The following is a 24654-nucleotide window of genomic DNA, read 5'->3' on the forward strand; positions in this document are numbered from 1 at the left end:
GGATTATTAATGACTACACAACCACTGGAACTGATCCAGTCCACTTCAGGCCAAGCGCTGCTTGCCCAAATGTATGGTCAGCAACAACTAGAAGAACAGACAGCACGTTACACCAAGCTCAATGAATCATTCGAACAGTATTTTGGCGTACAAGAGGGCAGCAAATTGTTCAGCGCGGCTGGACGTAGCGAAATTGGCGGCAACCACACGGATCATAACCATGGTAAGGTGCTGGCGGGAAGTATTACGCTGGATACGATTGCTGTGGCTGCGCCAACGACGGATTCGGTAATTACCTTTTATTCAGAAGGCTATGACCAGAAGTATGTAATCGATCTCACGGATTTGGCACCGAAGGCTGAGGACGACGGCACTACGGCGTTGATTCGTGGTATGGCTGCGGGATTTGGGAAGTTTGGATACAAAGTGGGCGGCTTCCAGGCGTACATCTCCAGTAACGTGTTCTCGGCGTCCGGGCTGAGCTCGTCGGCATCGTTCGAGATGCTGATTTGTACGATTCTGAATCATTTCTACAACGATGGATCACTGGATGTGGTGGTCATGTCCAAGATTGGTCAGTATGCGGAGAATCAATATTGGAACAAACCTTCCGGTCTGCTGGATCAGATGGCTTGTGCCTATGGTGGGCTGATTGCGATTGATTTTGAGAATCCGGCCGAGCCTGTAATTGAGCCTGTACAATGGGATTTCCAACAAAACGGCTACTCCTTGGTCATTGTAAACACAGGTGGGAATCACGCGGATCTGACTGAGGACTACGCTGCTGTACCTTATGAGATGAGAGCGGTTGCTAAAGCGCTGGGCAGCAAGTATGTCCGCGAAATAACCGTCGAGGCGATCTACGCCAATCTCAAGCAGGTACGTGAAGCAGCGGGGGATCGTGCGGTACTGCGTGCGCTGCATTTCTTGGAGGAAAACAATCGGGTGGACGGTCAGGTACAGGCCTTGAGGGAAGGGCGTTTTGCTGATTTCCTGAATCTGATTACGGCATCCGGGAGCTCATCCTGGAAGTGGCTCCAGAATGTATACCAGAGCGGCTCGGTGAAGGAACAGGAGATTGGTATCGCACTGGCGTTAACTGAAAATTACTTGCAAAAGCTGGGTGATGGCGCTTGCCGTATACACGGCGGTGGATTTGCAGGGGTCATTCTGACGATTCTTCCCAACGAAAAAGTTGAGGAGTATATGTCCTGGATGCACGGCATGCTGGATACGCCAATTATTGTGGTTAATGTGCGTGCGCAGGGTGCGGTATGTTTGAACACATTAATCGAAAACGTGGGTTAATCTTGTCGGTGTAACACACGCGATGTTTAACCTGTATAAGTAGTATTAAACAGTACATTATAGCGGTTCTCCAACTTGACGCTGGTCATGGAAGAGGATCGCTTTTTGCTGTCTACATGAGGAGAGATAGCTCGCTCTGGACTTTTTCTGAGGGAACGGTCCGTTAATAAAAAATTCAGATCAGGAGTTGGCGAAGGCGAAGATGATTGTGGAACGTGAGCAATCTTAAGTTCAGTGCTCTATATAATTCCAAACTTTGGACGCGTTTCAGTGTTAATTAGGTAAGGGAGGGGACACAGAATGACGACAACCACAATGGCTGAGCAGGAAGAGGCGCGTTTGTATGACGAGTTGCGACATACGCTGGAAGAAGTGGAAGAAGGAAAGCAGCGGCAGAAAATGTTGAAGCGTATGATCAGGCAACTCAAGTTTGCCAAATGGCGGAAGGAACGATTTCACTGGTTTGATCAATACTTCCTGAATGTAAGGCCAGTAACACTTTGGATCATGTTAGCCACTGGGGCACTTATGCCAGTTGTATTGTTCAGCACTTTTATATGGGTGTCCTTGTGGGTGGAATGAATCATGATTGATTAGGGTAAATACCTTTGAATGAATAGCATGTTAAAGTGAGGGCAGTGGCATATATAGAAATTATGTGGACAGTTACTGCCTACTAACTTTATTAGGATAAAGCTAAATTTATTTCCTCACGTATACACGCAAAAGTGTGAGCTTATTACTGGTAACAACTGCCTAAGTACTTGAATGTACCTACTGTCTACTACCCAAAAGGATAAAGACTTTGTACTCATTTTTCAGTTGTTATGTACACGTCACGCCGAAGATGCACTATAATGATTCTACTTCTTTTGGAAAAAGAGGATGGAATCTAGTGAAGTGGTTCCTTATTACATAATTAAAGAGCCGAGTATATCTACAAGGCTCTCAGATAAAAAAATCGTATATGTTTGTTTGAGTTAAGTAGAATTCATTTATTGAAGAGGCTTGATTTCATCTGGCACTGAACCCGTTTTGACTTCATAGGTATCATAATCGACCATAGTGAATATTTCCTGATCTTTGTTTCCTTTCACATATCCAGTTAAAGAAACGGTATGGGATAAATCAGCGGGAATAAATTTATGGTCTGTGAATTCAACATCAATTCCATACTTTTCTTTAAAATAGGCTTGGCTTGCTACCTGAGCTTTTTGAATAATCTCTTTTTTCTCGTTTGACATACATCCTCCTAAAGTGAATGATATGGCGCAGATCATTAATATAAAAAGTAATCCTGATTTTTTCAAGTAATCACCTCATATTCCTAATGTTGTCGTTTGATAATGTGCATTATACAACTTCCGTTAACTAGAAGAAAGGGTGAATAGGATGGATAAATACATGACTGACGAATTATATTTAAAAATATCTGAGCTTGCATATACGGATGTTCCTGCAGGTCGTAGTGATATTTTGGACAAGGATGAGTACAAGGATTGGAGAACGGTTGAACCAAAGGGTGCAAGTCTGCATAGTGCGTATTCAGGATTTGATGCTATAGTTCTTGAGAATCCCAAAACAAATCAAGTTATCATCGGTTATAGAGGTACTGAACCTGAAGGTATTATTGGAAAAGCAGCTGATATTGAGACAGATGCCTTCGATGTCGTAGGTGGTAGAACCAAAAGGCTTGAAGATGCGATAACCGATCCAGAACGTCATAATATATTTAAAAATAGTCCCTTCAAGCTTATGAAGGATAACATGGATTGGGAAAATAATCAGTTTCACCAAGCTGAGGAATTGTATGAGGCGGTGAAGGCGGCGTACCCTGATTCAGACATTTCATTGACGGGTCATTCCCTGGGTGGCGGTTTAGCTCAATATGTAGCTGCTCGTCAGGATGTGTCTGGGATGACGTATAGTGCTCCTAGTGTAACGAATCTCCTGGATGATGTCAGTTTGTCCAAGGTCAATGAGGGTCATTTTGATAACAAAATGGTTAACGTGGTTCATCCCAATGATTCTGTAGGGGCTGGGGGAATAAGTGAATATGACAGGCACGTAGGAAGTACCGTGTATAAGGGTCAGGACTTTGACACCGCTAATGCGATGTATCAGAATTGGAAATTTCAGTTTCAGTTAAAGGTTCCTTTTCAGCCTCTGGGTGCAGGCTCGCCCATGTTAGTTCATGACGTAAGAATAGGTGTGGATCTGGACAAGCTTCATGTTGGTGATATTATAAGATTTTTTGATTCATTCTCGAAGGACGAAGGCAAAGGGTATCATTCCATGGATCAATACGAGTTTGATGAGAATGGGAATCTAAAAGGACCGCTAATAGACCGGAACACTGGTGAAACCATTGATATTTCTCCTAGGTGGACGGCCCATCAGGAGGCATTTGCCACCTTCTCCAATTTGATGGCAGGTATTGTTCCTCCGTTGATCGCAGCAGCTACAGGATTTGTTAGTGGAAAAGGCGGGGGCAAGATTCAATTAACACCGGAAGAGTTAGCGCAGGCTGCTAGGGAGATGAGGCTAAGTTTAAGTGGCTTCTCGAATGATGCCCAGACTTCGATTCAGATGTTTCAGACACATATATCTACCAGCGAAAGTCAGTCCTTTACACCCATCGCCTATAACGCAACAGCAACGTTACAAGCAATCAATCGTTGGTATCAGGAATCCATTAGCGAAATTGCGGAATATATTGAACGTAAAAGAGAAGATTTTGTAATCGCAGACCAACACTAATGCATTTCTACATAGAAGGACTAACAGGAGGAAATGAGAAATGGGCAGAATATCCGTATCCTTGTCTGATTTAAGAAAGGCTGTTCAGCAATGTGAGCAGTTGCAGCAACGGCTCATGCAGCAGGAACAGAAAATGCGCTCCATTCATGGCCGATTGCAGCAAGACTGGATCGGTACATCCGCAACAGAGTTGACACATAAGATGCAGTCATTTATGGATGGGGCATCTGCAAAGCTGAATGAACTCGAAGCTCATAAAGAAGAACTGAAGCGATATATTCGTAAAATGGAGGAAGCGGACAGAGAAGATCGCAGGGATCGCAGCAGGGTAGAGTAATACCTCTTTACAAGAAAATAGTTAGATAGGAATGAACCTTCCCACCTAACTATTATGGTTTGTTTTTTAAACAGTGGAGCAATGCTATCTGAATAGCCGATACAGATTAATGTGTGGCAGACTTAGCCTTGTTTAAAGTCTGAATTTTCTCTTGCATGTACTGGTGGTAATCTCGAAAACTGCTGATGTGGTGCAAAGAATCGGAGTTTTCAGACTGGATCTTAATTTTACCGTCCTGAGGCAGTTTTTTCATCTCAGCAACCACTTGTTTCGAGCCTTGAATATCTCCAGCCATCTCCTGAATTCGTTGTAACAGTGTTGGATGGCCCTCATGTTGCAGCATTTCAGCGAGCGGTCTCATTTCCTCCAGCTTTTGGGTGGATCGTTCAAGAGTGGTCATTACTTTGTCTTCATCCATGCTCGCATTTAGCGAAACCATGCGATGAATATGATCCTTTTCCATCCGTTCCAGCGCTTCAAGATGGGAAGCCTCCAGTCGTTTGGGATCGCTCCAGCTCTCGGTTTGAACAGTATCCTTCTGCTGCGAAGCATGGTTCATATTGGCATTGCCACAGCCCCATAACAGAGTCGAGCAAGTTAACACTGTTCCAACGGCGATGATGCTTTTTAACCTCATGTTGTCACTCCTTATATAATTTCCTTATGGTAGTATGAGCCGTAAATTGGTAATTATGCATGCAAACCAATGGATCAGAAGGTCCAACTTTTTAGCAAAGGTATTGTTTATAAAGTAAAAGGGTTGCTTGTTACAAAGGGGGAATCTCATGAAACTGTACACCAACAGCATCTGGCGATGGAGCACGACACTGTTGTATCCACTGCTAATTTTTTTAGATAGGAGTTGGACGGGGCAGCCCCATCCATGGTTCGCGTTAACCATTGCCATTGTGTTTTGTTTTCTATGGAGTGGGGTGAAGGAGTTATTCATCTCTACCGGACTGACCTGGTTTGTTGCCATCCCGTGCTGGTGGTACTTCATTGAACTTCCCAAACCATCGTTTGGCGCAGAGAATTTTGCCGCTCATCTGTGGCTGATCGTGCTGATTTTTATATTTGTGGTGCTACTGCCACAGACCTTAATACTGACCACACGCATGCGAATAATGGAGTATTATAGGCAGAATGGAAAATAGTCTGATAGACGGTCGCTGCTTAGGGTAAATACAATAATTTAACATCATAAAAAGATCTCTAACCTGTATGGTTGGAGGTCTTTTTATTAATCAGCAAGGAATAAACTATTTATATTTCCATATCCATCCTGTAAAATCTTCTGAAAAAGTTATTCACGTTGGGCGATTACGTTTAGGCATTCAGGAGGGAATATGAGCAAGAGGAAAAATGAGAAGTTATACAATTATTTATTATTATTTTTGATTTTGTATGGAGTTACTTTGTTCATTTGGCCTATGGCTCTTTTTGGACTTGGTATGTCCTTATCGGCACCGTATCCACACACATATGATACTTCCCGTGATCTATTGGTTAAAATTCTTTTCACCTATCCTTTAGGTGTATTATTTGCGATTTTTTATTGTGGGATCAGTTACGAGAACGGGCGATATAAAGCCCCTTATTGGGTTGTTCATGTTCCATTACTTTGGCCTATTTCATGGATCTTAGTCGAATATTTAGGATTGAAATTTAGCTTTTAAAGAAAAGAGGGATGCATACATCCCTGGACAACGAAGATTAGAAGATCACATGAAAGTTATGTAAAATCTCATCTCCCTACACAAAATAATAGCAGCATCAACCAAACAATCCCCTATCCGACATACGGCAGGGGATTTGTTATGGCTACACTTTCCTACGGAATTTACCCGTATATGGAATGGTAATATGAATGTCCAGCTCCTGAATGGAATCTTCCGTCAGGATCATCTTTGAGCCGTTGTTGGACAGCTTGCGCCATAGGCTTGGATTTTTGCGATAAACCTTCTCCTGAAGTCCATAGACATCGACCCCACGTTTCAGACCTTCGCGATACGTTTGCAAAATTTGCTCCCGCAATGTCTTCTCGCTGAATTGGACCATCTCGTCATAGGAAACAGGGGTGATATATTCATACAAGGCGGTCAGGTACTTGGCATCGATGTTGAAATAAACCTCATTCCCACGAATGACAGGCACAATTTTGACGTTGGGCAAACCAACGCTGAGCGCGCCATAGATGGTTCCTTCATTTTCAATAATCAATGGCGCACGCCGCATATCCTTAAGTAACCAATGAAATCCAGGAATTGTGCTATGGGGCAAATATTCAAATTTATCCCCGGTTCTTTCAAAAAAAGCACCGTCAATCATAAACAGTTCATAATTTTTTTTGTTCTGAGACCAGTGCTCCTTGTTCAAGGTGATGCAAGGCAGATAAGTTGTCGTGGACGCATCATTATGGGTGGCAATGAGTTTGAAACTAAGCACTGGAGGAAATAGCGATTCTTCCAGGAATGAGGGAAGAGGGTTATGCAGAATACTGTCCAGCGGCGACATATTGTATATGGACGTGGCGCTCAGAATATTTTCCAATGGATCGCGAGTGCCGTATACCCAAGTTGTATAACGTGATTCAGGGAAACGTCCAAGCATGTCGAACACTTCAGTAATATGCTTGCTTGTCAGGACATTTTCGGCCATGACAATGGCCGTCACATGGCCCCAGGCGATATGGAGCTGGGAACTTCGGAACAGTTCGTTTACCGCCAGATTCAATGTTCTCCCCGATGCATGTCCAACCCATACAGGTGGAGCTTCCGCAGTTTTGGTTGAATTATCGCTCTTGGCTACACTGGCAAAGTCCATGCTTTGAACATACATGTGATACATCCCGTCCTTGTAATCGATCCCGATCGCTTTGGCATAGTCCACCTGTTGGATCTCATAGGCACTCCAGCACCCGCTGGTCACAAAACAAAGAGAGAGACTTAGCAGTCCTAGCAACCATCGTTGTACAAGCCGCTTCATCGCTCATTCCCTTCTTTGCGCGGCTCCTGCGTTTCCAAATAGACAGGTCTGCGTTTCATCCATCCTTTCGGAAGTTTGAACAACGAGGCCAGCGCCTGTTTGAAATTAAGCGGACTGAGAGGGGTCAGATAAGGAATACCGAACGATTTCAGATCGGTCAGATAGATCAGGAACAGGATAATGGACAGAATGAACCCATAGATGCCAAGGGATGCCCCCAGTACAAAACAGAAAAAACGCAGAATCAGAACAGAACTGGTCATGACCTGATTCACAATCGTTGCTCCAGCCACTACGGTTACAGCAATGACGACAATCATGAGCGGGGAAACCATGCCTGCACGGATAGCCGAATCCCCAATAATCAATCCGCCAACAACGGTCAGCGTCTGACCAATGGCGCTGGGAAGCCTCACCCCTGCTTCCCGGAATAGCTCCATCAGAAGCATAATGAGAAACATTTCCACACCAGACTCCATAGGTAGACCCATGCGCCCAACCGAGATCGTGGCTACGAGCGGAAAGGGTAGCTGGTCCATGTGAAAAGAAGTCAGCGCAATATAGAAACCAGGCAAGAACACGGTTATTAATAGCCCGATAAAACGCAGCATACGGCCTACATTCACCGGAAGAAAAGGGAAGCTGGCATCCTCGGGGGATTTGAGAAGCAGAAACAAATTGACGGGTCCGATGATGACGCTGGGATTGCCATCCACGATAATGACGAAACGTCCGTTCAGAAGACATTCCGCCGCAAAATCAGGTCTGCCCGTGTAGTGGGTTACCGGAAACAATGTGACTTTGGAAGGGGACAATAATTCCTCTAGTTCATTGGCGGTCATAATGCGTTCGATATCGATTTTGCGCAGCCTATTCTTCACATCATCAATCAGCTCGGGATTGGCAATGTCCTTAATATACATCAGGGCGACTTTGGTCACGGAGCGAGAACCAATTAATTCAATATTACAGGCTAATTCGGCCGTACGCAGGCGTGTACGAATTAACGCAATATTGACTGATAGTCGTTCGATAAAACCATCTCGTGCCCCGCGGATCGATACTTCCGTAGTGGATTCATCCGGCGACCGTGTAGGAATGTTGGATATATCCATGCTCCACATCTTCTGGATGGAAGGAATGCAGATGAGCATATGCCCCTCAAACACTCGCAGGGACATGAGTTCCTTTCCCAGCGGATTGTTCTGTATGTCTATACTTGTCCATTGCAGGGTAATGGACTTCTCGATGTCCGATGCACGAACAAAGTGAGTACTCTCGTACGTTCGCGTCAGTTCGGGAAGAATAATATCATATATGGATTTGCTGTCGACCATACCGCTGCAATACACGATGACAATCTGCTGTGGAGACTCCCCAATCATATGGCTGCTGATGATCACATCATCTGAACCTGCAAAAAACGTCGTAAGATTATGCTCATTGATTCGGAATGGTTCAGCCAGATGGGGGTTTTTCTTTGGTGTGGTTGTGAGCGGCATGGGCGGGAGCCTCCTTGTCTTTTTTGTGTATGAATGCGGCGAGTGTCAACAGGATTGTTACCGTGGATACATAGGCCAGCATCACGGGGAATTGAATATGGTTTACATAATAGTCAACGTAATCAATTCTCCACCACTGTACAGCTATGCCACACATGATGAAGGTGACAATTAGAACGGCAACGTACCTTTTCTTGGGTCTGCGAAAATCGAGCAGATCGACGATAAGATAGATGGAGATCGCCACTCTGGCAAATGAACCGCTTAGCCATTGATAGATGGACAAGAAGTCCACGTGCTGGAGCAATTTTCCTATATTCACCAGCTTCCATTGCTCATAGGGGCTATTTCGCTGTTTTGCTGCTTCCTCCGGACCGAACTCAACGATGGCTCCCAGCGTTGGACCAATCGCCATACTGAGCATGAATAACCCGAGCAGCAGAAGATGCCACCAGCGAATTTTACTTTTGATATCGTGTTGGAACAGCATCAAGATCCAGATTTCCATCAGTCCAGCAAGCGAATAGATCATGCCCCTTAGGACGGGGCCGGAACCATATTCCATGATGGGAAACAACTGGCCATAGTCCTTGTATTTTATGTTGGCTGACATCACGAAATATCCAAGCAGGATCACGAACGGAAGCAGAAGACTTGAAGTCATGGCAATGGAACGGATACCTTTGGCAGCCGCCCAGGCAGCAACCAGTGCTCCCACGCCTGCGAGCACATAGGGTGGGGTGAATTGCAGATAGGTGGATACCGTCCAGTTTGTTGTTTCATATAAGGTATGTGATCCAAGTGCAAGCAGCATGAGTGAGGCAGTGATACGGAAAATCCATGAAGGAATTGCGCCAAATTCCCGCGTGATCCAGTCCGTCAAACGCTGCCCGCGTACCCGCCGGATAATAACGAACATCATACATAGAAATAACAAAAAGAAGGGAGCAGCAGCGACTACCGATAGCCAGCCATCTCTGCCTGCATAATCCAGAATCGCCGGAATGGACAGAACATGGCACACGAGGCCTGCACTTAACAAAATGATGGAAAAGGACAGCCATATCGTGATTTCTCCCTTTTCACGGCTCATGGGAATTCTCCTTTCCGTTCAAGGAAGTTTCCGTTAGGTTGTACAGGAAATGGATTTTCGATTCCTATTTTATTTTTTTGAACAATAGAAGACGAAACAAGATAGACGGAAGAGACAGAAAGCATTAACATACAGATATAGCAAGTTTAGAAGACAGGCTCCAAACGAAGTATAGAGAAATAGGAGGAAACCTACGATGACAAATACAACGAAGGCACCTGGAGAGACGAAAGTTGGCTTTATCGGTACAGGCGTAATGGGCAAAAGCATGGCAGGGCACATCCAGCAGGCAGGCTATCCGTTGCATGTCTATACGCGCACGGCCGCCAAAGCGGAAGCGTTGGTGAAGGAAGGTGCCGTATGGCATGACACACCAGGCAAACTGGCAGCCGAGTGTGATGTCATCATCACGATGGTGGGGTATCCGAAGGATGTTGAGGAGATTTATCTTGGTGAAGATGGTCTCGTGGCGAACGCGAAACCGGGCTCTTACCTGATTGATATGACCACATCCAGTCCGCTGCTGGCTGCACGGATCTATGAAGCCGCGGAAGCCAAAGGACTGCATGCGTTGGATGCACCAGTTTCCGGTGGGGATATCGGAGCACGGGATGCCAAGCTGTCCATTATGGTTGGCGGCAGCACGGAGGCCTTTGAAGCGGTTCGTCCGTTGTTCGAGCAAATGGGCACCAATATTGTGCTGCAAGGCAAGTCGGGAGCAGGACAGCATACCAAAATGTGCAATCAGATCGCGATTGCTTCAGGCATGATGGGTGTGTGCGAGGCACTCGCTTATGCCAAGACATCCGGTCTGGACGCGGAGAATGTGCTGAAGAGCATCGCTACCGGTGCAGCCGGAAGCTGGTCACTTAGCAATCTAGGTCCGCGCATGATCGCAGGCGATTATGAGCCTGGATTCTATGTGAAACATTTTATCAAAGACATGGGTATCGCTCTCGAATCTGCCAAAGCCATGGGCATGAAAACACCAGGGTTGGCCTTGGCTGAATCCTTGTATCAGGAAATATCCAGCAACGGTCTGGATGAGAAGGGTACACAGGTTCTTTACACATATTATTTACAGGCTTAATCCTCACACCCAAGACAACAGCGTGTTCTTTTTCTTCAATAGAAAGGAATACGCTGTTTTTATAAAATTTCCCCTTCTCGTATGCGTCTAAAGTCACAGTATTGGTTAAAGAATCGTATATACTTTAGTTAAACAATGGATTTTTGGCCCTCTTCCCTTTATTTTTGCCCCTCTTTATCCGACATAAGTAATAGAAGTATACATAATGGATGTGCGAAATCCACACTACAATAGAACGGAGCTTGCCCATGTTCAAAAAAATCTTGTCTCTGTTCAAGTCACAGCCAGAGCTCGCGAACCAGATATCAGCTTCCGCTTCATCTTTACCGTCAACGGCCCCCATACCTACGCGTATGGTCCGCAGTAGACGCAAAAAATCGAAATCAGATGGAGATTGGACCCGTCAGCCAGAGGAACCAAGCACTGCCCAGCAGCTGCATGCTCTTCCGGGTGAATACAAAATTCTGAACGACTTGCTTGTTGCCAATACCAAGTCCCGCTCGGGTTATTCATCGATTGATCATGTTGTCATCGGTCCGCGGGGGATCTTCGTGATTGAGACACGAAACCTGACGACGGGTGAGATTCGTGGCGGCCGAAGAGAGGCCAACTGGACAGTTAGCAGCAGCCGAATCAAGATGTATAACCCATTGATGCAGCACCGGGGGCATGTGGAGGCCATTCAGGCACACCTCGGCGATTATAAAAGAGTTCGTCTCGTCTCCATGGTGACCTTCACCAATCGCTGCCGGATCAGTGTTGATCCAGCTGTGCGGTATGTCAATTCGGATGAACTGATTATCTATGATCATGAATTGGTGGAGACCATTCTGCGTAAAACGGAAAGGCTTGAGACCGAAGTCCCCGAAACGTTGTATAAAGAACAGGATATTCAGGCGATCTACAACATGCTGTCCGCAGTCAATTCCACGGATCCCCAGATTCGGGCTGATCATATGGAGAAGGCCAAAGGCATTAAATAAGAGGAACCTGAACCTGTGGCAACATCCATGCGCGATGAATTGAAACGATTAATGTAGACCACTAAGCATACATATCAACACGGTTGTCCTTCATTTCATGGATGACCGTGTTTTTTGTTCTCTCCGTATGTAAGAATGGGACAGCCAGAAGTGCAGGTGAGCATGCAGGCACATTGTCGTATACACCCAGTATTTAACTTATGATAAAATAAAGACCAGATTACACAGTGATATATCTATGTTATCCGAAAGGATATTTATGGAATGAACTATTCATGGATTGAAGCAGAGGTTAATTGAACTCAGGTACATACATAAGATAAGGGGAAGATTACAAAATGAGATGGAATCATAGAATCAAGATGTTCACGGCCATTTTCAGCTTGGTTGCCATATTGACTGCATGTGGCGGTGGGACGAAGGAAGCAACGACGAAGGAGTCTGCTCAGGATGCTGGCACGGTGGCTACAGCAACCAATGGCTCGGCCACGTCAACAACTGACTCGTCGGCAGCAGATACGAATGCTGAAGACTCTGCGGGCACCTCCTCAACTTCCGATACAGCGGGGTCTTCGCCTGAAGAAGGCAAAATCGGAGTGGACTCTACACTGGAGGAATTGAAGCAGAAGTATGCAGACAAGCTTGGCTATATCCGTGTCCCGCTTAACGATCATCCGGTTCGCAGGGTAAGTGAAGAAGGCTCCAAAAATATTAATATCGCCAACTATAGTGATGCGGTAGTGAATATGAATACAGGTATTCCAATCCATTCCGATTCACAGCGTTTGATCGATGATGCCTTTCCTTTTTTCACAACCGTTCAGGCACCGGAAGTGTCCTATGTGTCATGGGAAGAAGCAACCAATCTGGAGCGTGCCATGGTGAAGACATTGTTTATCTCTCGTCAGGCGCTGCTACTCACGGAGGATGCCATGAAGAACAAGGATTACACCAGTCAGTCCTTTAAGGACTCGATGGTATTTTTCAAGAATGCAGCGGAGTTCGACTCCATGGCACCTGTTGCGCAGCATACGTATGACATCACATTAACGAAACTTTACGATAAAGCCCGCGAGTCGTGGGCCAAACTGGCTGCAATAGATCCGGAACAGGACGAAGCTGCATTTGCCGAGAAGTATACGGAAGCCAGAACAGAAGCGAATAACGTGATGGGGCTGCTGAATATTCTGCTGTCCACCAATGAAGAAGAACGTTTGGAGCAGACGTACGGCAAATAAATGTGATATTTCGTTGTAAAAGTATTTTTGGTGTAAATCGAACATTCTAAAAAAAATGGAAAGCGAAATCATTGCGGGGATGTCCCATAAGTCATGAATATGACAGGGGCATCCCTTGTTCGTGTTACTTTGTGTTAATGAACCTGAGACACGCTATTCGCTTCCATTTACCCAGATCTGAGATCTAAGGAATCACTGAGACGTTATTTCGTCGATTCGGTCGATTTTTTAAGTTTTGACACGTTTTATGATGAAATAGCGTTACTGAGGTTCGTTAAATCATGTGAGCGTTGATGATCCGCCTTTTAAGGTGCGGTAGGTTCGTTAACGCTTGGAGCGAGGTAGATTCCTTCTGAGACAGCCTCTTTTTGTTGCAGATGCATGTTCACTCCAAGTCTATTTCAGGTTAATAATAAAAAGGAAAGAAGATATTAGCGATTTGAAGGTTCAAAATGCGATATAATAAGCGTATTGGATACGTGAAATTTTACATAGAGTTATGGAAAGAGACTAACGGAGCTGGCTGCGTGAACATACCAAATCGTCACGAAGATTAAACGCTCTGGGCCGGAGGAATGGTTATGATCAAGCTGTTGTACTACTTGAAGAAGTATCGAGTCGCCGCCATCGCAGCACTGGTCATGATGCTGATTGAATTGACGGTCGAATTGGCTCAACCCTATTTGATCTCGAAGATCATTGATAACGGTATCCAGCAAGGAGATCTGTCAGTGGTTTGGCTATGGGGTGGGGTGCTTGTGGGCAGTGCCGTCGTTGCATTTGCCGCGGGTATTGCGAGTTCATTTTTTGCGTCACATGCGAGTCTCGGCTTCGGTTACGATCTGCGGGAGAAGCTGTATGACAAAGTGCAAGCGTTCTCTTATGCGGTGTTTAACCGTTTTGCCACATCATCCCTGATTACCCGCTTGACCGGGGACGTTACACAGGTGCAGGATACGGTGTTTATGAGTCTGCGTTTCATGACACGTGTACCGCTGGTGGTGATTGGGAGCATGATCATGGCGGTTGTGGTAAATCCGAAGCTGGGTCTGCTGCTTGTTGTGATGGTGCCTGTACTGCTCGTGTTTGTCATCTGGATGATTAAAAAGGCAGCGCTGCTGTTCCGCAATGTGCAGCGCAGACTGGATGCCGTCAACGGAGTCATCCAGGAAAATCTGACAGGCATTCGGCTGATCCGTGTCTTCGTCCGGATGGGCCACGAGATTGAACGCTTTGCCGGATATAGCGGCAAGCTGATGAAGGGCACGATTTCCGCGCTGCGCTTGACGGAGACGACAATGCCATTCATGCTGCTCATGATGAATGGTTGTATCATCGCCGTGCTATGGTTTGGACGACGTGACATCACTACCGGAAGTGCTACCGTGGGTGAAGTCGTCGCAGTTATTAACTATCTGCTTCGCACCATTGGCGCCATGTCTGCGCTGTCGTGGATTCTGGTGACCTTCTCCAGAGCGAGTGCTTCAGCACAACGGCTTAACGAAGTTTTTGACACGGAGGAAATTTCGGATTCGGGTCAATCCATGGACACAGATCGTTCTGTAAAAACGGGTAAAGGGAATCCTGTTATCCAGGGTGCAGTTGATTTTCAGGGTGTAGGATTCAGCTATCCGGGCAGTGAAATTACCGTATTGGAGGACATTACGTTCTCAGCCAAACGAGGTGAGCGTATCGCCATCATGGGAGCGACAGGCTCGGGTAAATCATCACTGGTACAGCTTATTCCAAGGCTTTATACCGAAGATCAAGGCGAGGTTCGTATAGATGGTAATGATGCAGAACGGTTGGACATTGCCACATTGCGCGGAGCAATCGGTTATGTGCCGCAGGAAGTGGTCCTCTTTACCGGATCGGTACGGGATAACATCGCCTGGGGCCGGGAGGACGCAACGCTCGAAGAGATTAAGGAAGCAGCGCGGCGTGCACAGATTCACGAGACCATTGAGAAGCTGCCGAATGGCTACGATACACAGCTCGGTCAGCGAGGAGTCAATCTGTCGGGTGGACAGAAGCAGCGGCTCTCGATTGCCCGTGCATTGATTCGTCGTCCAAGCATCTTGATTCTGGATGACAGTACAAGTGCTCTCGATGTAGCCACGGAAGCAAGGCTGCTGGGTGCACTGGAAGAGCTTTCGTGTACAACGTTTATCATCACGCAGAAAATCAGTTCAACCACCTCTGCCGATCTGATTCTGCTGTTGGACGATGGGCGTCTGATTGGACAGGGGAAACATGAAGATCTGATGGACTCATCTGAACTGTATCGCCGAATCTATGAATCACAATACGGGGAGGGTACACCACATGTTCAAAGCATTCATTGAACCTTTCCGTCAGCCCCCACCGCCGATTGATCCCGAGACGCTGAAGGCAGGTGGTGGTCGTAAGCCGAAGGCACGGGCGAAGAACTGGTCCGGTACGTTAGGCCGAATCTGGGCGTATCTGGCCCGTCGCAAGGTCAAGCTGACGATGGTGCTGCTAATGGTATTTGCCAGTTCTGCGCTCGCTTTGCTTGGACCTTATATGGTCGGTGTAGCTGTGGATAAATTCATTGATGGAGAAGCAACGAGTTCCAGTTGGACGACATTTTTATTGGGTCTGGTGGCAGTCTATGTTCTCTTTTCCTTGTCGTCATGGCTACAAAATATATGGATGATTGAAATTGCACAGGAGACTGTGTTCCGCATGCGGTATGATCTGTTCTCCCATCTGCACAAACTGCCGATTCCATTCTTTGGCAAGCGCCAGCAGGGGGAGATCATGAGCCGGGTTACCAACGACATTGAGAATGTTAGCGGTACGCTGAACAGCTCGGCCATCCAGATTTTCTCCAGTGTGTTAACTCTGATCGGAACGTTTGGCGTGATGCTCTGGTTAAGTCCGCTGCTGACCTTGCTTACATTTATCGTAGTTCCGCTGATGGCCATTGGCATGCGCTGGATTACCCGTAGAACCGGGCCGTTGTTCAAACAACGTCAGCGTAATCTCGGCGAACTTAATGGGTACATTGAGGAAACATTGTCAGGACAGAAGATTATCAAGGCGTTCTCTCAGGAAGAACGGGTCATTCGCGGGTTTGAGGAACGAAATACGAAGATCCGGTTGTCCGGTTTCTGGGCACAGACCATCTCTGGTTTTATTCCAAAGCTGATGAATGGCCTGAACAACCTGAGCTTTGCGATTGTCGCAGGCATCGGCGGGATCTTGGCGATTCAAGGTTCCGTTACCGTCGGCGTGATTATCATCTTCGTAGAATATGCCCGTCAGTTTACCCGTCCGCTCAACGATCTGGCCAACCAGTGGAATACGTTGTTGTCTGCGATTGCTGGTGCGGAGCGCGTGTTCGAGGTATTGGATGAGGATGAGGAAGCGAAGGATGAAGGCGCAGCAGTATCTCTCGAAAAGGTGGAGGGAGCCGTTCGCTTCGACAAGGTATCCTTTGGATACGATGAGGGACGCAATATTTTGCATGAAATTAACTTTGAAGCCAAGCCGGGCGAGATGATTGCTCTGGTAGGTCCGACCGGGGCGGGGAAAACAACATTGATTCAACTGTTATCCCGCTTCTATGATCCTACAGCCGGTACACTAACGGTGGATGGACGTGACATTACGACCATTCGGCGCGAGAATTTGCGCTCACACATGGCATTTGTTCTTCAAGATTCATTCCTGTTCCAGGGCACGATTCGTGAAAATATCCGATTCGGCCGCCTGGATGCGACCGACGAAGAAGTGGAAGCCGCTTCAAGATTGGCGAATGCTCATTCCTTCATTGTGCGAATGAAGGATGGGTACGATAAAGTGCTTCAGGCCGACGGAAGTGGCATAAGTCAGGGACAGAAGCAGCTGCTTGCGATTGCCCGGGCAATTCTGGCCGATCCTTCCATTCTTGTATTGGATGAGGCGACCAGCAGTATCGATACCGTCACGGAGATCAAAATCCAGGAAGGGCTGCAGCGCCTGATGCAAGGCCGCACCAGCTTTGTTATCGCTCACAGACTGAACACAATCCGCCAAGCCGATCGTATTCTTGTACTGAAGGATGGTCAGCTCCTGGAGCAGGGTTCGCATGACGCATTGCTGGAACAAGGTGGCTTCTACAGCGAACTGTATTACAGTCAGCTACGGAACAAGGCACAGTAGTTATTGGAGAAAATCATAATGACGGTTGTTCGGTAAGTTGGCAATGATGATTCACTCGAAAAAGAGCAGGAATGAGAGCATAGTGCCCCCATTCCTGCTCTTTACATTTTCACTAGTCGAAGTAATTTGAGATTACTTCGTTACACTGCTCAGTTTGAACGAGCCGTCGGTCAATTTATTTGTATTGGCAAAGTCTACACCAGGTTTATTCGTTTCCGGGTCAATGATCGCAATCGCGATATCATAGGTTCCGGCAGCAAGACCGGAGACCGGAATGGAATCGGTCACGGTGTAGGTACCCGTTTTCCACGTGGTCAGATTAACGGTTGTTGTTTTCTTGGCGACCACGGTATTGCCGCTGCGCAGTTGAATTTCAACTGGCCAGGCAAACGGGAAGTGCTGTACGCCTTTATTCTCCACTTTAATCGTTGTTGTAAACGTGCTTCCGCTAATGGTGGATGGATGGGAGATTTCCTTCACTACAAAGTGGTAACCCATTCGTTTCTTGAGTGCATCGATATTGGCCTGTAAGGCATGATTCAGCGGAAGCGACGCAGGGGAATTTGGTCCCAGCCAGCTTGGTTTACTAAGCTCCGTCTGACGCAACGTTTCCGTAAATCCGCTACCGGTAGTTAATGCCGCAAGCATACCGGAAGCTCCCCCGTAAAATTCGCCGCCTGAGATACGTGTCTCCCAGAAGTTCGCATGTGCTGGCTGCTGTTGACCGATATCATCCCAATAGCCATTCTGGGTGCCTGTGTACCAGCCCCAATCCGCATCGAAGCTGTCTTTATGTCCAAACACATCGTTGAACATGCCCATGACCATGCCTTTATTATTGGTTTTGGCGAGGGCGATACTGCGCCGGATCAGAACCTGCATTTTGTCCTCTTTGCCAGCAAAGGCATCAATATAATGCTGAACATACTTGTTCGAGATGTCATTGGTAGGGAAAGCGCCTGTGTAATTGGTTTCACCATTTGGTCCGACATAAGGCCATGTATGGAACTCGCCCCAGTGTCCGAGTGAACCGATCTGGACAAAGGCGACCGGACGATCATTGGTGTTGTATCTTGCCGCAATGGCTTCGATGGCTAATTTGTGCCGTTCTTGCAGATAGGTGGAGTTGTAGTTGGGAGAGAAGCCCATGTTGTTGCCAGTACCCATGCCTCCGGTTGTATCGTTGTATACGGTCCCAGGCGATTCTCCGCGTGCAATCATGTCATTGTAGAGCCAGTCGGGAATATCCCTGTGAGCCTGTCCTGTCGGGCTATCCAGAATGAAGCGAAACACCACTTTGACGCCTTTACTTTTCCAGTATGCAAAATTGTTGGCGGCTTCAATTGCACTAAAATCATATGTGCCTTTGGTAGATTCAAGTTCCTTCCAAGTCACTCCGGCATATACGAGCCTGTGTGGCTGTGCATATGTGGTGCTCTTGGCCGAAGGCGCCCAGCCTTTGAATGGATTGTTAAGTGGGCTGTCCAGCTCTACGGGATTCACTACAATATTGTTCCCCGTACCACCACCTGATCCAGCCGAGGTCAAAAGGTAAGCGGGCAGTGTTTGTCCAGACGCGGGCAATCTCGACGTATCCGAGCTGTTGTCGATATACCCGACTCGCACTGTGCTACCAGCACTGATTTGCAGTGTAGAGAGAGGAATAGCGACCTCAATGACGGTGGAGCTGCGGTAGAATTGGGAGCTGGTCAACGTGCTGTTGAAGTTCCAGACCCAGTCGGTTCCGCTGCCGCCATAGCGGTATAACCCCGTATTTTCAAGCAGCCACTCCACACCTGTAACTCCCCAGCCCGCAGCCTGGTAACCGGTTGAAGTATTGTTATCGGTATTGATCCAGAAGTTGCCCATCGTTGTACTCAGACCAGAGCCTTGAATAAGCAGATAGAGATTGGTTCCATCATTGGTCACCTTGAGCGTTTGGGCAGTGCCACTATTGGTGGTGAGAGCACTAACGCTGCTCCAGTCACTGACATTGCCATCAATGGTGATGGTTGCAGCAGAGGCTTTGGGTAAGGCTCCCGCAGGCAATAGCAGGGTAATCATGAGGACAAAAGCCAAAAACAATCCAAGGCTCCGCTTGCTTTTATCAAACAATCTTGTCATGGTATACCTCCTGAATAATGGATTTTGAATGATACCTCGTTCTGCCCACCCCGAATTTCGTTATGAGGGGAGAGTTAGGAGAGCTCAACTCCTTTCTGATCCGCATGAAGTAGCAGAATAGTAACGTTTTATGTGAGAGTCATGGTAGTAATCAGGGAATAAACAACTGAAAGATGAGATTCTGGTTTGCGGCAAATATAAAATGTGTTTTTAGTTCTTAGATTCCGTGTCTAATTTGCATTATAGGGGATGGGTACAGGAGATACAACAGATATCTTTCCAGAATTTATTATGTTTTCTATTGAAAATAGGCGTATTTTATTGAATTTTGAACATAAGTATTCATAACTTGAATATAATTTTTGCCGCAAATAAAAATAAATACAAATTAAAGTATATGATAATATAACAAAAATGTAAACGCTTAATTTATGATGAATAAAGAGTTGTACTGTTTAGTAGTATGTAAAATGCACTGCAAATATATTGCCGCAAAATAATTAAAAATTTAGCCAAAATCAATTGACAAGGGATTAAAACTATTTTACTATCGTTACATAGTCATAGTCCTGTTAGATTTCTTAACATCGAATTGGCTTCATGGCATTTGCCGCAAATTAACGAGCAACGGAGAGTGTAAGCATGGGGAAGATAAAAATGGCTTTTATCGGTGTAGGAGACATGGGGTCACATCATTGCATTGGTTTTGATTTGCTCGAGGAGAGTGAGGTTCGTTATATCTGTGATATGAATGAAGCCAATGTGGCACGTACGTTGGCTGAACTCAAGAATAGCAACCCCACCATAGTTAGTGATTATCGTGAACTGCTTGCTAAGGAAGATTTGGATGCGGTGGTTATCAGTGTTCCGAACTATTTGCATCGCGAAGTGGCAGTCGCTTTTCTGGAAGCTGGCAAGCATGTATTTCTGGAGAAACCGGTCGCGCATACCATTGAGGACTGTGATGCCATTATAGAAGCGGCGGAAGCCTCTGGACAGGTATTGCAGATCGGATTGGTTTATCGATATTCGAATCTGTATCGCCGAATGGAGAAGGAATTGGAGAACGGACGTCTTGGTGACGTGAAATTGATGTGGTGCAAGGAATTCCGTGATCCGTTCCCACCTGCGGATTGGTTCTATGACAAGACCAAGTCTGGGGGCGCGATTGTAGAGAAGGATTGTCATCACTTCGATATTTTCAACTGGATGATCCAGGCGAAACCAATCCGTGTGTTTGCCTCTGGAGGCCAGCATGTCATGAAGCAAGGAGAGCCCAATCGGATTCAGAATTCATACAGTCACTATCCCACGAAAGAAATTTCGGATACCTCCATCGTCGACCATGCATTTATCACCATTGATTATGATAACGGCAGTAAGGCCAATCTGGGCCTGTGCATGTATTTGAAACCGCGCAATCTGATGGGAGAAGGGCTTGAGATCGGCCTGATCGGAGAGAACGGCGGCCAGATGGTGGCCCGTAATGACAAAACGATTGATATCGTTGGCGGGCAGGACTGGACGAAGGACCATTTGGAGATTGATGTGACGTCGGATTCCATTATGGGTGGACACACGGGTGGACAGACCCAACGCATTGATTTTCTGAAATGTGTACAGGAAGGTAGACAGCCCTTTGCTAGTGCGCAGGTTGGTCGTAACGCGTTGCTTATTGCCCTGGCGGCAGAGAAATCTATTTTGGAAGAACGGTACGTCTATTTAGAAGAAATTTCAGGCTGAGGGGTGTCATCATGAACAGGTTGAGAAAATATGACACACTGCTGTTCTTTCTCTTCATTTTGCCTTGGATTATCGGATTTATCACCTTTTTCCTATTTCCTTTCGGGACTTCGGTTTTCTACGCCTTTACGGATGCGAGACTTCCGGGAGCGACCAACTTTAATTTTGTCGGGATCGATAATTTTACGCACATGATGGATGATCCCATCTTCTTGAAAAGCTTGATGAACACGATGTTTTTCGTTGTATTCGGTGTTCCGATCGTAACGGCGGGTATGCTGGGTCTGGCGATGCTGCTTAATTTTAATGTCAAAGGTATTGCCTTGTTCCGCACCTTCTTCTATTTACCGACACTGGTGCCTATTGTGGCAACGGTTATTATCTGGCGGCTCGTATTCAACTCCGAATTCGGCATCCTGAACGCCGGACTTGGCGCGCTGGGTATAGGCAAAGTGGACTGGATTGGCGGGGAGCATACGATCAAGCCTGTTATCATCATGCTCCAGGTCTGGATTTCGGGCAGTGGAGTACTGATCTTCCTGGCTGCCCTGAAAAATGTACCCAGACATTTGTATGAAGCTGCTGCAATTGACGGTGCAAGTGGGATTCGCCGATTTTTCCAAATTACACTGCCGATGATTAGTCCTTCCATCCTGTTTGTCATCATTATTCAGACGATGTATAACTTTCAGATGTTTACGGAAGCGCTGCTGCTATCCAAGGGTGGCCCGAACTACTCTGCTTACACGTTTGTCTACAATATTTACAAGTCGGCCTTTACCGATCTGAAATTCAGCATGGCGATGACGCAGTCGATTTTCCTGTTCGCCGTGATCTCGCTTGTCACCCTGATCCTGATGAAAGTATCGAACCGCTTTGTGTATTACGAGGGAGAACGATAGGAGGAGAGTTACATGAACAGCCGAAAAATAGCGGTAAAAGCGTCCCAATATACCATGCTGATTGTAGCATTAATGCTGTTCGCAGGGCCTCTTGTATGGATGCTCTCGACCATGCTGAAAACCAAAGCGGAAACTTACAAGGTACCTCCAACCATCCTGCCAGACACATTCAGCCTGGAAGCCTTTGAACGGTTGTTCGCTGTGCAGCCGATGATGTGGCAGTGGATTCAGAACTCATTTATCATTTCCTTTTTTGTGGCAGCGGGAGCGGTGGTGTCCAGTTCACTTGTCGCTTACGGTTTCTCCCGTTTTGCAACCAAGTATCGGAATATTCTGTTCCCGGTTGTACTTGTTACCTTAATGATTCCTCCATCCATTATGATGATTCCCTCGTACGTTCTTTTTTCCAAGCTGAACTGGATTGACACCTGGTTGCCGCTCATTGTGCCATCCTGGCTTGGAGGTGCCTATTATATCTTCCTGTTCCGACAGTTTTTCATGACTATTCCCCAGGAGCTGGACGAGGCTACATATCTCGATGGCGGCAATCGCTGGACGGTATATGCACGAGTCATTATGCCGCTGTCCAAACCCATTATTATGACGACCATTATTTTTGCCTTTGTGAACTCCTGGCTCGATTTTCTGGGGCCGTTCCTGTATATCAAAAACGCAGAAATGTTTACGCTGAGCGTGGGTCTGCAGCTGTTAATTGGTCAGACGAGCCAGGATTTGCCGGCGCTTGCTGCAGGTGCATTTATCAGTATTGTACCTATTGGTCTGCTGTATCTGTTTGCACAACGTTATATCGTCGAGGGGGTGGTGCTTACGGGCACCAAAGGGTAGAGTGGCTGCCTGCTTTCCGGTTTTCAGGTGAACAGGACTTATTGATATGACTTAAAGGGGAGCTGTGTATATGAGAGCGAAGAGTAAACGGCTATTCAATGTTTGGGCACTTGTACTTGCTACAATGGTGGTGATCAGTGGATGTGGAAACGGGGGATCGTCCGAAAACGCCGACTCTTCTGGTTCCGGCAGCAGCCAGAGTGAACCTGTAACGATCACATACTCCCAGTGGGGGACAGCAGAAGAGCTTCATCGTACACAGGAACTGTTGGATCAGTTCATGAAGGCCAATACCGATATTAAGGTCAAACTCGAAGGCAAGGATTGGGGCAGCTACTGGGACGGACTAACAGCGAATGCAGCGGGGGGCACACTTCCAGACGTGTTCAAAACGAGTTATGCATACGTGGAGAAATACGCCGAGCTGGGCATTTTCAAGGAATTGGACGGCTTGCTCGCGGAAAATCAGTTTGATCTGAACAATGTGGACAAAAGTCTGCTCGGTCTTCACCAATATCAGGGCAAACAAGTATCCTTGCCTATCGATGCCAACGTCATCGTATGGTATTACAACAAAGCGATCTTTGAGAATGAAGCCACGAACCCTCATAAAGCACCCGTTCCATCGCTTGAGCCAACGTGGGATGAAATTACCGACATTGCAACCAAGCTGACGCTGGATAAGAACGGGAAAAGCGCAGACGAAGAGGGTTTTGACGCCGGAAACATTGTGCAGTGGGGCTTGTCCATTTCACCAGGATCAACGATGGATTGGTTCCTGGAGCCGGAATTGTGGTCCAACGGCGCGAAGCTGGTGAATGACGATGGCTCCCTTGCGCTTGAGACACCTGAAGCGATGGAAGTGCTGAACTATTTTATCGACTTGACCAAAAATAAAAAGATCAACACCACACCTGCACAAATTGAAGGTTTGGGTGGACAGGTGAACCTTGCGATTACTACATCCAAAGTAGCGATGAATCCGGGTGGCAGCTGGAATACAACCAACTACCAGGAGGCTGGCGTGGATTACGGCATCTCTTATTTGCCGAAATTCAAAACGAATCAAACCGTTGTTCAGCCAGCAGGTCTTGCAATCAGCTCCAATACAAAGCATGAAGAGGCGGCTTACAAGCTGCTGGCTTGGCTAGCAGGTCCGGAAGGACAGACAGAACTGGCGAAGCAGGGGTACTCGATTCCGGCGAACAAGGCCGCAGCGGATGCTTATATTGCCACTGTAGGCGAAGATAATAAAATCTTCCTGGATGCGCAGCAGTATGGCATTGTATCTCCCTTTACAACCAAGAAAACCGATCTGGTCTGGACGTATGGTGAGCAATCACTCAAACTTCCACTTGCCGGAGATGGTGATCTGAACGCAGCGCTTAAGGATTTGGCCTCCAAGATGCAATAAGCAGATAAAGAGATGGCAATGCTTCATACGTTTTCTTAAAAAGGATTAAAATTGCGGCAGTTATGGGGGACATCAAGCTCCCTGACTGCCGCTATTATTTTATAAAAAAACTGCGCCCGTGCACCATTTCATTGACTTCTGGCCAGTAGAAATATAGAATTA

Annotated in this window: 21 protein-coding genes; 15 read left to right on the forward strand and 6 right to left on the reverse strand. The window is 46.6% G+C overall.

Annotated elements, in window-relative coordinates; genetic code table 11:
* Positions 1–9: 9 nt before the first annotated feature.
* Both HP548_RS28285 and HP548_RS28290 read left to right on the forward strand, forming a co-directional pair.
* A complete protein-coding gene (locus HP548_RS28285; protein WP_175383518.1) occupies positions 10–1308 on the forward strand; it encodes a galactokinase in 1299 nt (432 codons plus the stop codon).
* 300 nt (positions 1309–1608) lie between these two features.
* Complete coding sequence (locus tag HP548_RS28290; RefSeq protein WP_175383519.1) at positions 1609–1890, forward strand: hypothetical protein; 282 nt, start codon at positions 1609–1611, stop codon at positions 1888–1890.
* A gap of 413 nt (positions 1891–2303) precedes the next feature.
* Here the strand turns inward: HP548_RS28290 and HP548_RS28295 are convergent, their stop codons facing one another.
* A complete protein-coding gene (locus tag HP548_RS28295; RefSeq protein ID WP_125477260.1) occupies positions 2304–2618 on the reverse strand; it encodes a DUF1433 domain-containing protein in 315 nt (104 codons plus the stop codon).
* A 94-nt stretch (positions 2619–2712) separates the two neighbouring features.
* On the opposite strand from HP548_RS28295, the gene HP548_RS28300 reads away from it, so the two are divergent.
* Together HP548_RS28300 and HP548_RS28305 are read left to right on the forward strand one after the other, a co-directional pair.
* Positions 2713–4068 (forward strand): lipase family protein, encoded by a 1356-nt coding sequence (locus tag HP548_RS28300; protein ID WP_175383520.1) that lies wholly within the window; start codon positions 2713–2715, stop codon positions 4066–4068.
* Between the two features lie 40 nt (positions 4069–4108).
* Positions 4109–4405: a WXG100 family type VII secretion target gene (locus HP548_RS28305; RefSeq protein WP_175383521.1), complete on the forward strand. Its 297-nt coding sequence runs from the start codon at positions 4109–4111 to the stop codon at positions 4403–4405.
* 106 nt (positions 4406–4511) lie between these two features.
* Here the strand turns inward: HP548_RS28305 and HP548_RS28310 are convergent, their stop codons facing one another.
* A complete protein-coding gene (locus HP548_RS28310; protein WP_175383522.1) occupies positions 4512–5042 on the reverse strand; it encodes a hypothetical protein in 531 nt (176 codons plus the stop codon).
* Between the two features lie 148 nt (positions 5043–5190).
* Here HP548_RS28310 and HP548_RS28315 point away from each other — a divergent pair, with 148 nt between their 5' ends.
* Positions 5191–5559 carry a hypothetical protein gene (locus tag HP548_RS28315; RefSeq protein ID WP_175383523.1) on the forward strand — a complete coding sequence of 123 codons (369 nt, stop codon included), beginning with the start codon at positions 5191–5193 and terminating at the stop codon, positions 5557–5559.
* Positions 5560–5751: 192 nt separating this feature from the next.
* Complete coding sequence (locus HP548_RS28320; protein ID WP_175383524.1) at positions 5752–6081, forward strand: hypothetical protein; 330 nt, start codon at positions 5752–5754, stop codon at positions 6079–6081.
* A 145-nt stretch (positions 6082–6226) separates the two neighbouring features.
* Here HP548_RS28320 and HP548_RS28325 read toward each other — a convergent pair whose 3' ends face one another.
* Genes HP548_RS28325 through HP548_RS28335 form a run of 3 tightly spaced genes read right to left on the reverse strand, consistent with a single transcriptional unit; the run spans position 6227 to position 9985 of the window.
* The gene (locus HP548_RS28325) at positions 6227–7390 is read right to left on the reverse strand and encodes a Ger(x)C family spore germination protein (protein WP_175383525.1); all 1164 of its coding nucleotides are present in this window, start codon (positions 7388–7390) and stop codon (positions 6227–6229) included.
* A complete protein-coding gene (locus tag HP548_RS28330; RefSeq protein ID WP_175383526.1) occupies positions 7387–8892 on the reverse strand; it encodes a spore germination protein in 1506 nt (501 codons plus the stop codon). The genes HP548_RS28325 and HP548_RS28330 overlap by 4 nt, the downstream gene beginning before the upstream one ends.
* Positions 8849–9985 (reverse strand): endospore germination permease, encoded by a 1137-nt coding sequence (locus HP548_RS28335; protein ID WP_076290323.1) that lies wholly within the window; start codon positions 9983–9985, stop codon positions 8849–8851. Before HP548_RS28335 ends, HP548_RS28330 begins: the two co-directional genes overlap by 44 nt.
* A gap of 196 nt (positions 9986–10181) precedes the next feature.
* Between HP548_RS28335 and HP548_RS28340 the strand changes: the two genes are divergently transcribed.
* From HP548_RS28340 to HP548_RS28360, 5 genes are all read left to right on the forward strand, one after another.
* Positions 10182–11075, forward strand: coding sequence for an NAD(P)-dependent oxidoreductase (locus HP548_RS28340; RefSeq protein WP_175383527.1), 894 nt, complete (start codon positions 10182–10184; stop codon positions 11073–11075).
* A gap of 248 nt (positions 11076–11323) precedes the next feature.
* Entirely contained in the window at positions 11324–12058 is a 735-nt protein-coding gene (locus HP548_RS28345) for a nuclease-related domain-containing protein (RefSeq protein WP_175383528.1), read from the forward strand.
* A 338-nt stretch (positions 12059–12396) separates the two neighbouring features.
* The gene (locus HP548_RS28350) at positions 12397–13296 is read left to right on the forward strand and encodes a hypothetical protein (RefSeq protein ID WP_175383529.1); all 900 of its coding nucleotides are present in this window, start codon (positions 12397–12399) and stop codon (positions 13294–13296) included.
* 581 nt (positions 13297–13877) lie between these two features.
* Positions 13878–15641 carry an ABC transporter ATP-binding protein gene (locus HP548_RS28355; RefSeq protein WP_175383530.1) on the forward strand — a complete coding sequence of 588 codons (1764 nt, stop codon included), beginning with the start codon at positions 13878–13880 and terminating at the stop codon, positions 15639–15641.
* On the forward strand, positions 15622–17463 hold the full coding sequence (locus HP548_RS28360) for an ABC transporter ATP-binding protein (RefSeq protein ID WP_175383531.1): 1842 nt from the start codon (positions 15622–15624) through the stop codon (positions 17461–17463). The genes HP548_RS28355 and HP548_RS28360 overlap by 20 nt, the downstream gene beginning before the upstream one ends.
* Positions 17464–17595: 132 nt before the next feature.
* Here HP548_RS28360 and HP548_RS28365 read toward each other — a convergent pair whose 3' ends face one another.
* Complete coding sequence (locus HP548_RS28365) at positions 17596–19587, reverse strand: DUF4832 domain-containing protein (protein WP_175383532.1); 1992 nt, start codon at positions 19585–19587, stop codon at positions 17596–17598.
* Positions 19588–20229: 642 nt separating this feature from the next.
* Here HP548_RS28365 and HP548_RS28370 point away from each other — a divergent pair.
* The 4 genes from HP548_RS28370 to HP548_RS28385 all read left to right on the forward strand — a co-directional run bounded on the left by HP548_RS28370 (position 20230) and on the right by HP548_RS28385 (position 24492).
* On the forward strand, positions 20230–21330 hold the full coding sequence (locus HP548_RS28370) for a Gfo/Idh/MocA family protein (RefSeq protein WP_175383533.1): 1101 nt from the start codon (positions 20230–20232) through the stop codon (positions 21328–21330).
* 11 nt (positions 21331–21341) lie between these two features.
* Positions 21342–22232 carry a carbohydrate ABC transporter permease gene (locus HP548_RS28375; protein WP_072735121.1) on the forward strand — a complete coding sequence of 297 codons (891 nt, stop codon included), beginning with the start codon at positions 21342–21344 and terminating at the stop codon, positions 22230–22232.
* 12 nt (positions 22233–22244) lie between these two features.
* Positions 22245–23078: a carbohydrate ABC transporter permease gene (locus HP548_RS28380; protein ID WP_175383534.1), complete on the forward strand. Its 834-nt coding sequence runs from the start codon at positions 22245–22247 to the stop codon at positions 23076–23078.
* Between the two features lie 70 nt (positions 23079–23148).
* Entirely contained in the window at positions 23149–24492 is a 1344-nt protein-coding gene (locus HP548_RS28385; RefSeq protein WP_175383535.1) for an ABC transporter substrate-binding protein, read from the forward strand.
* Positions 24493–24654: the final 162 nt, after the last annotated feature.

Origin of the sequence: Paenibacillus taichungensis (genome assembly GCF_013359905.1) — a bacterium.
GTDB classification, from domain to species: Bacteria; Bacillota; Bacilli; order Paenibacillales; family Paenibacillaceae; genus Paenibacillus; species Paenibacillus taichungensis.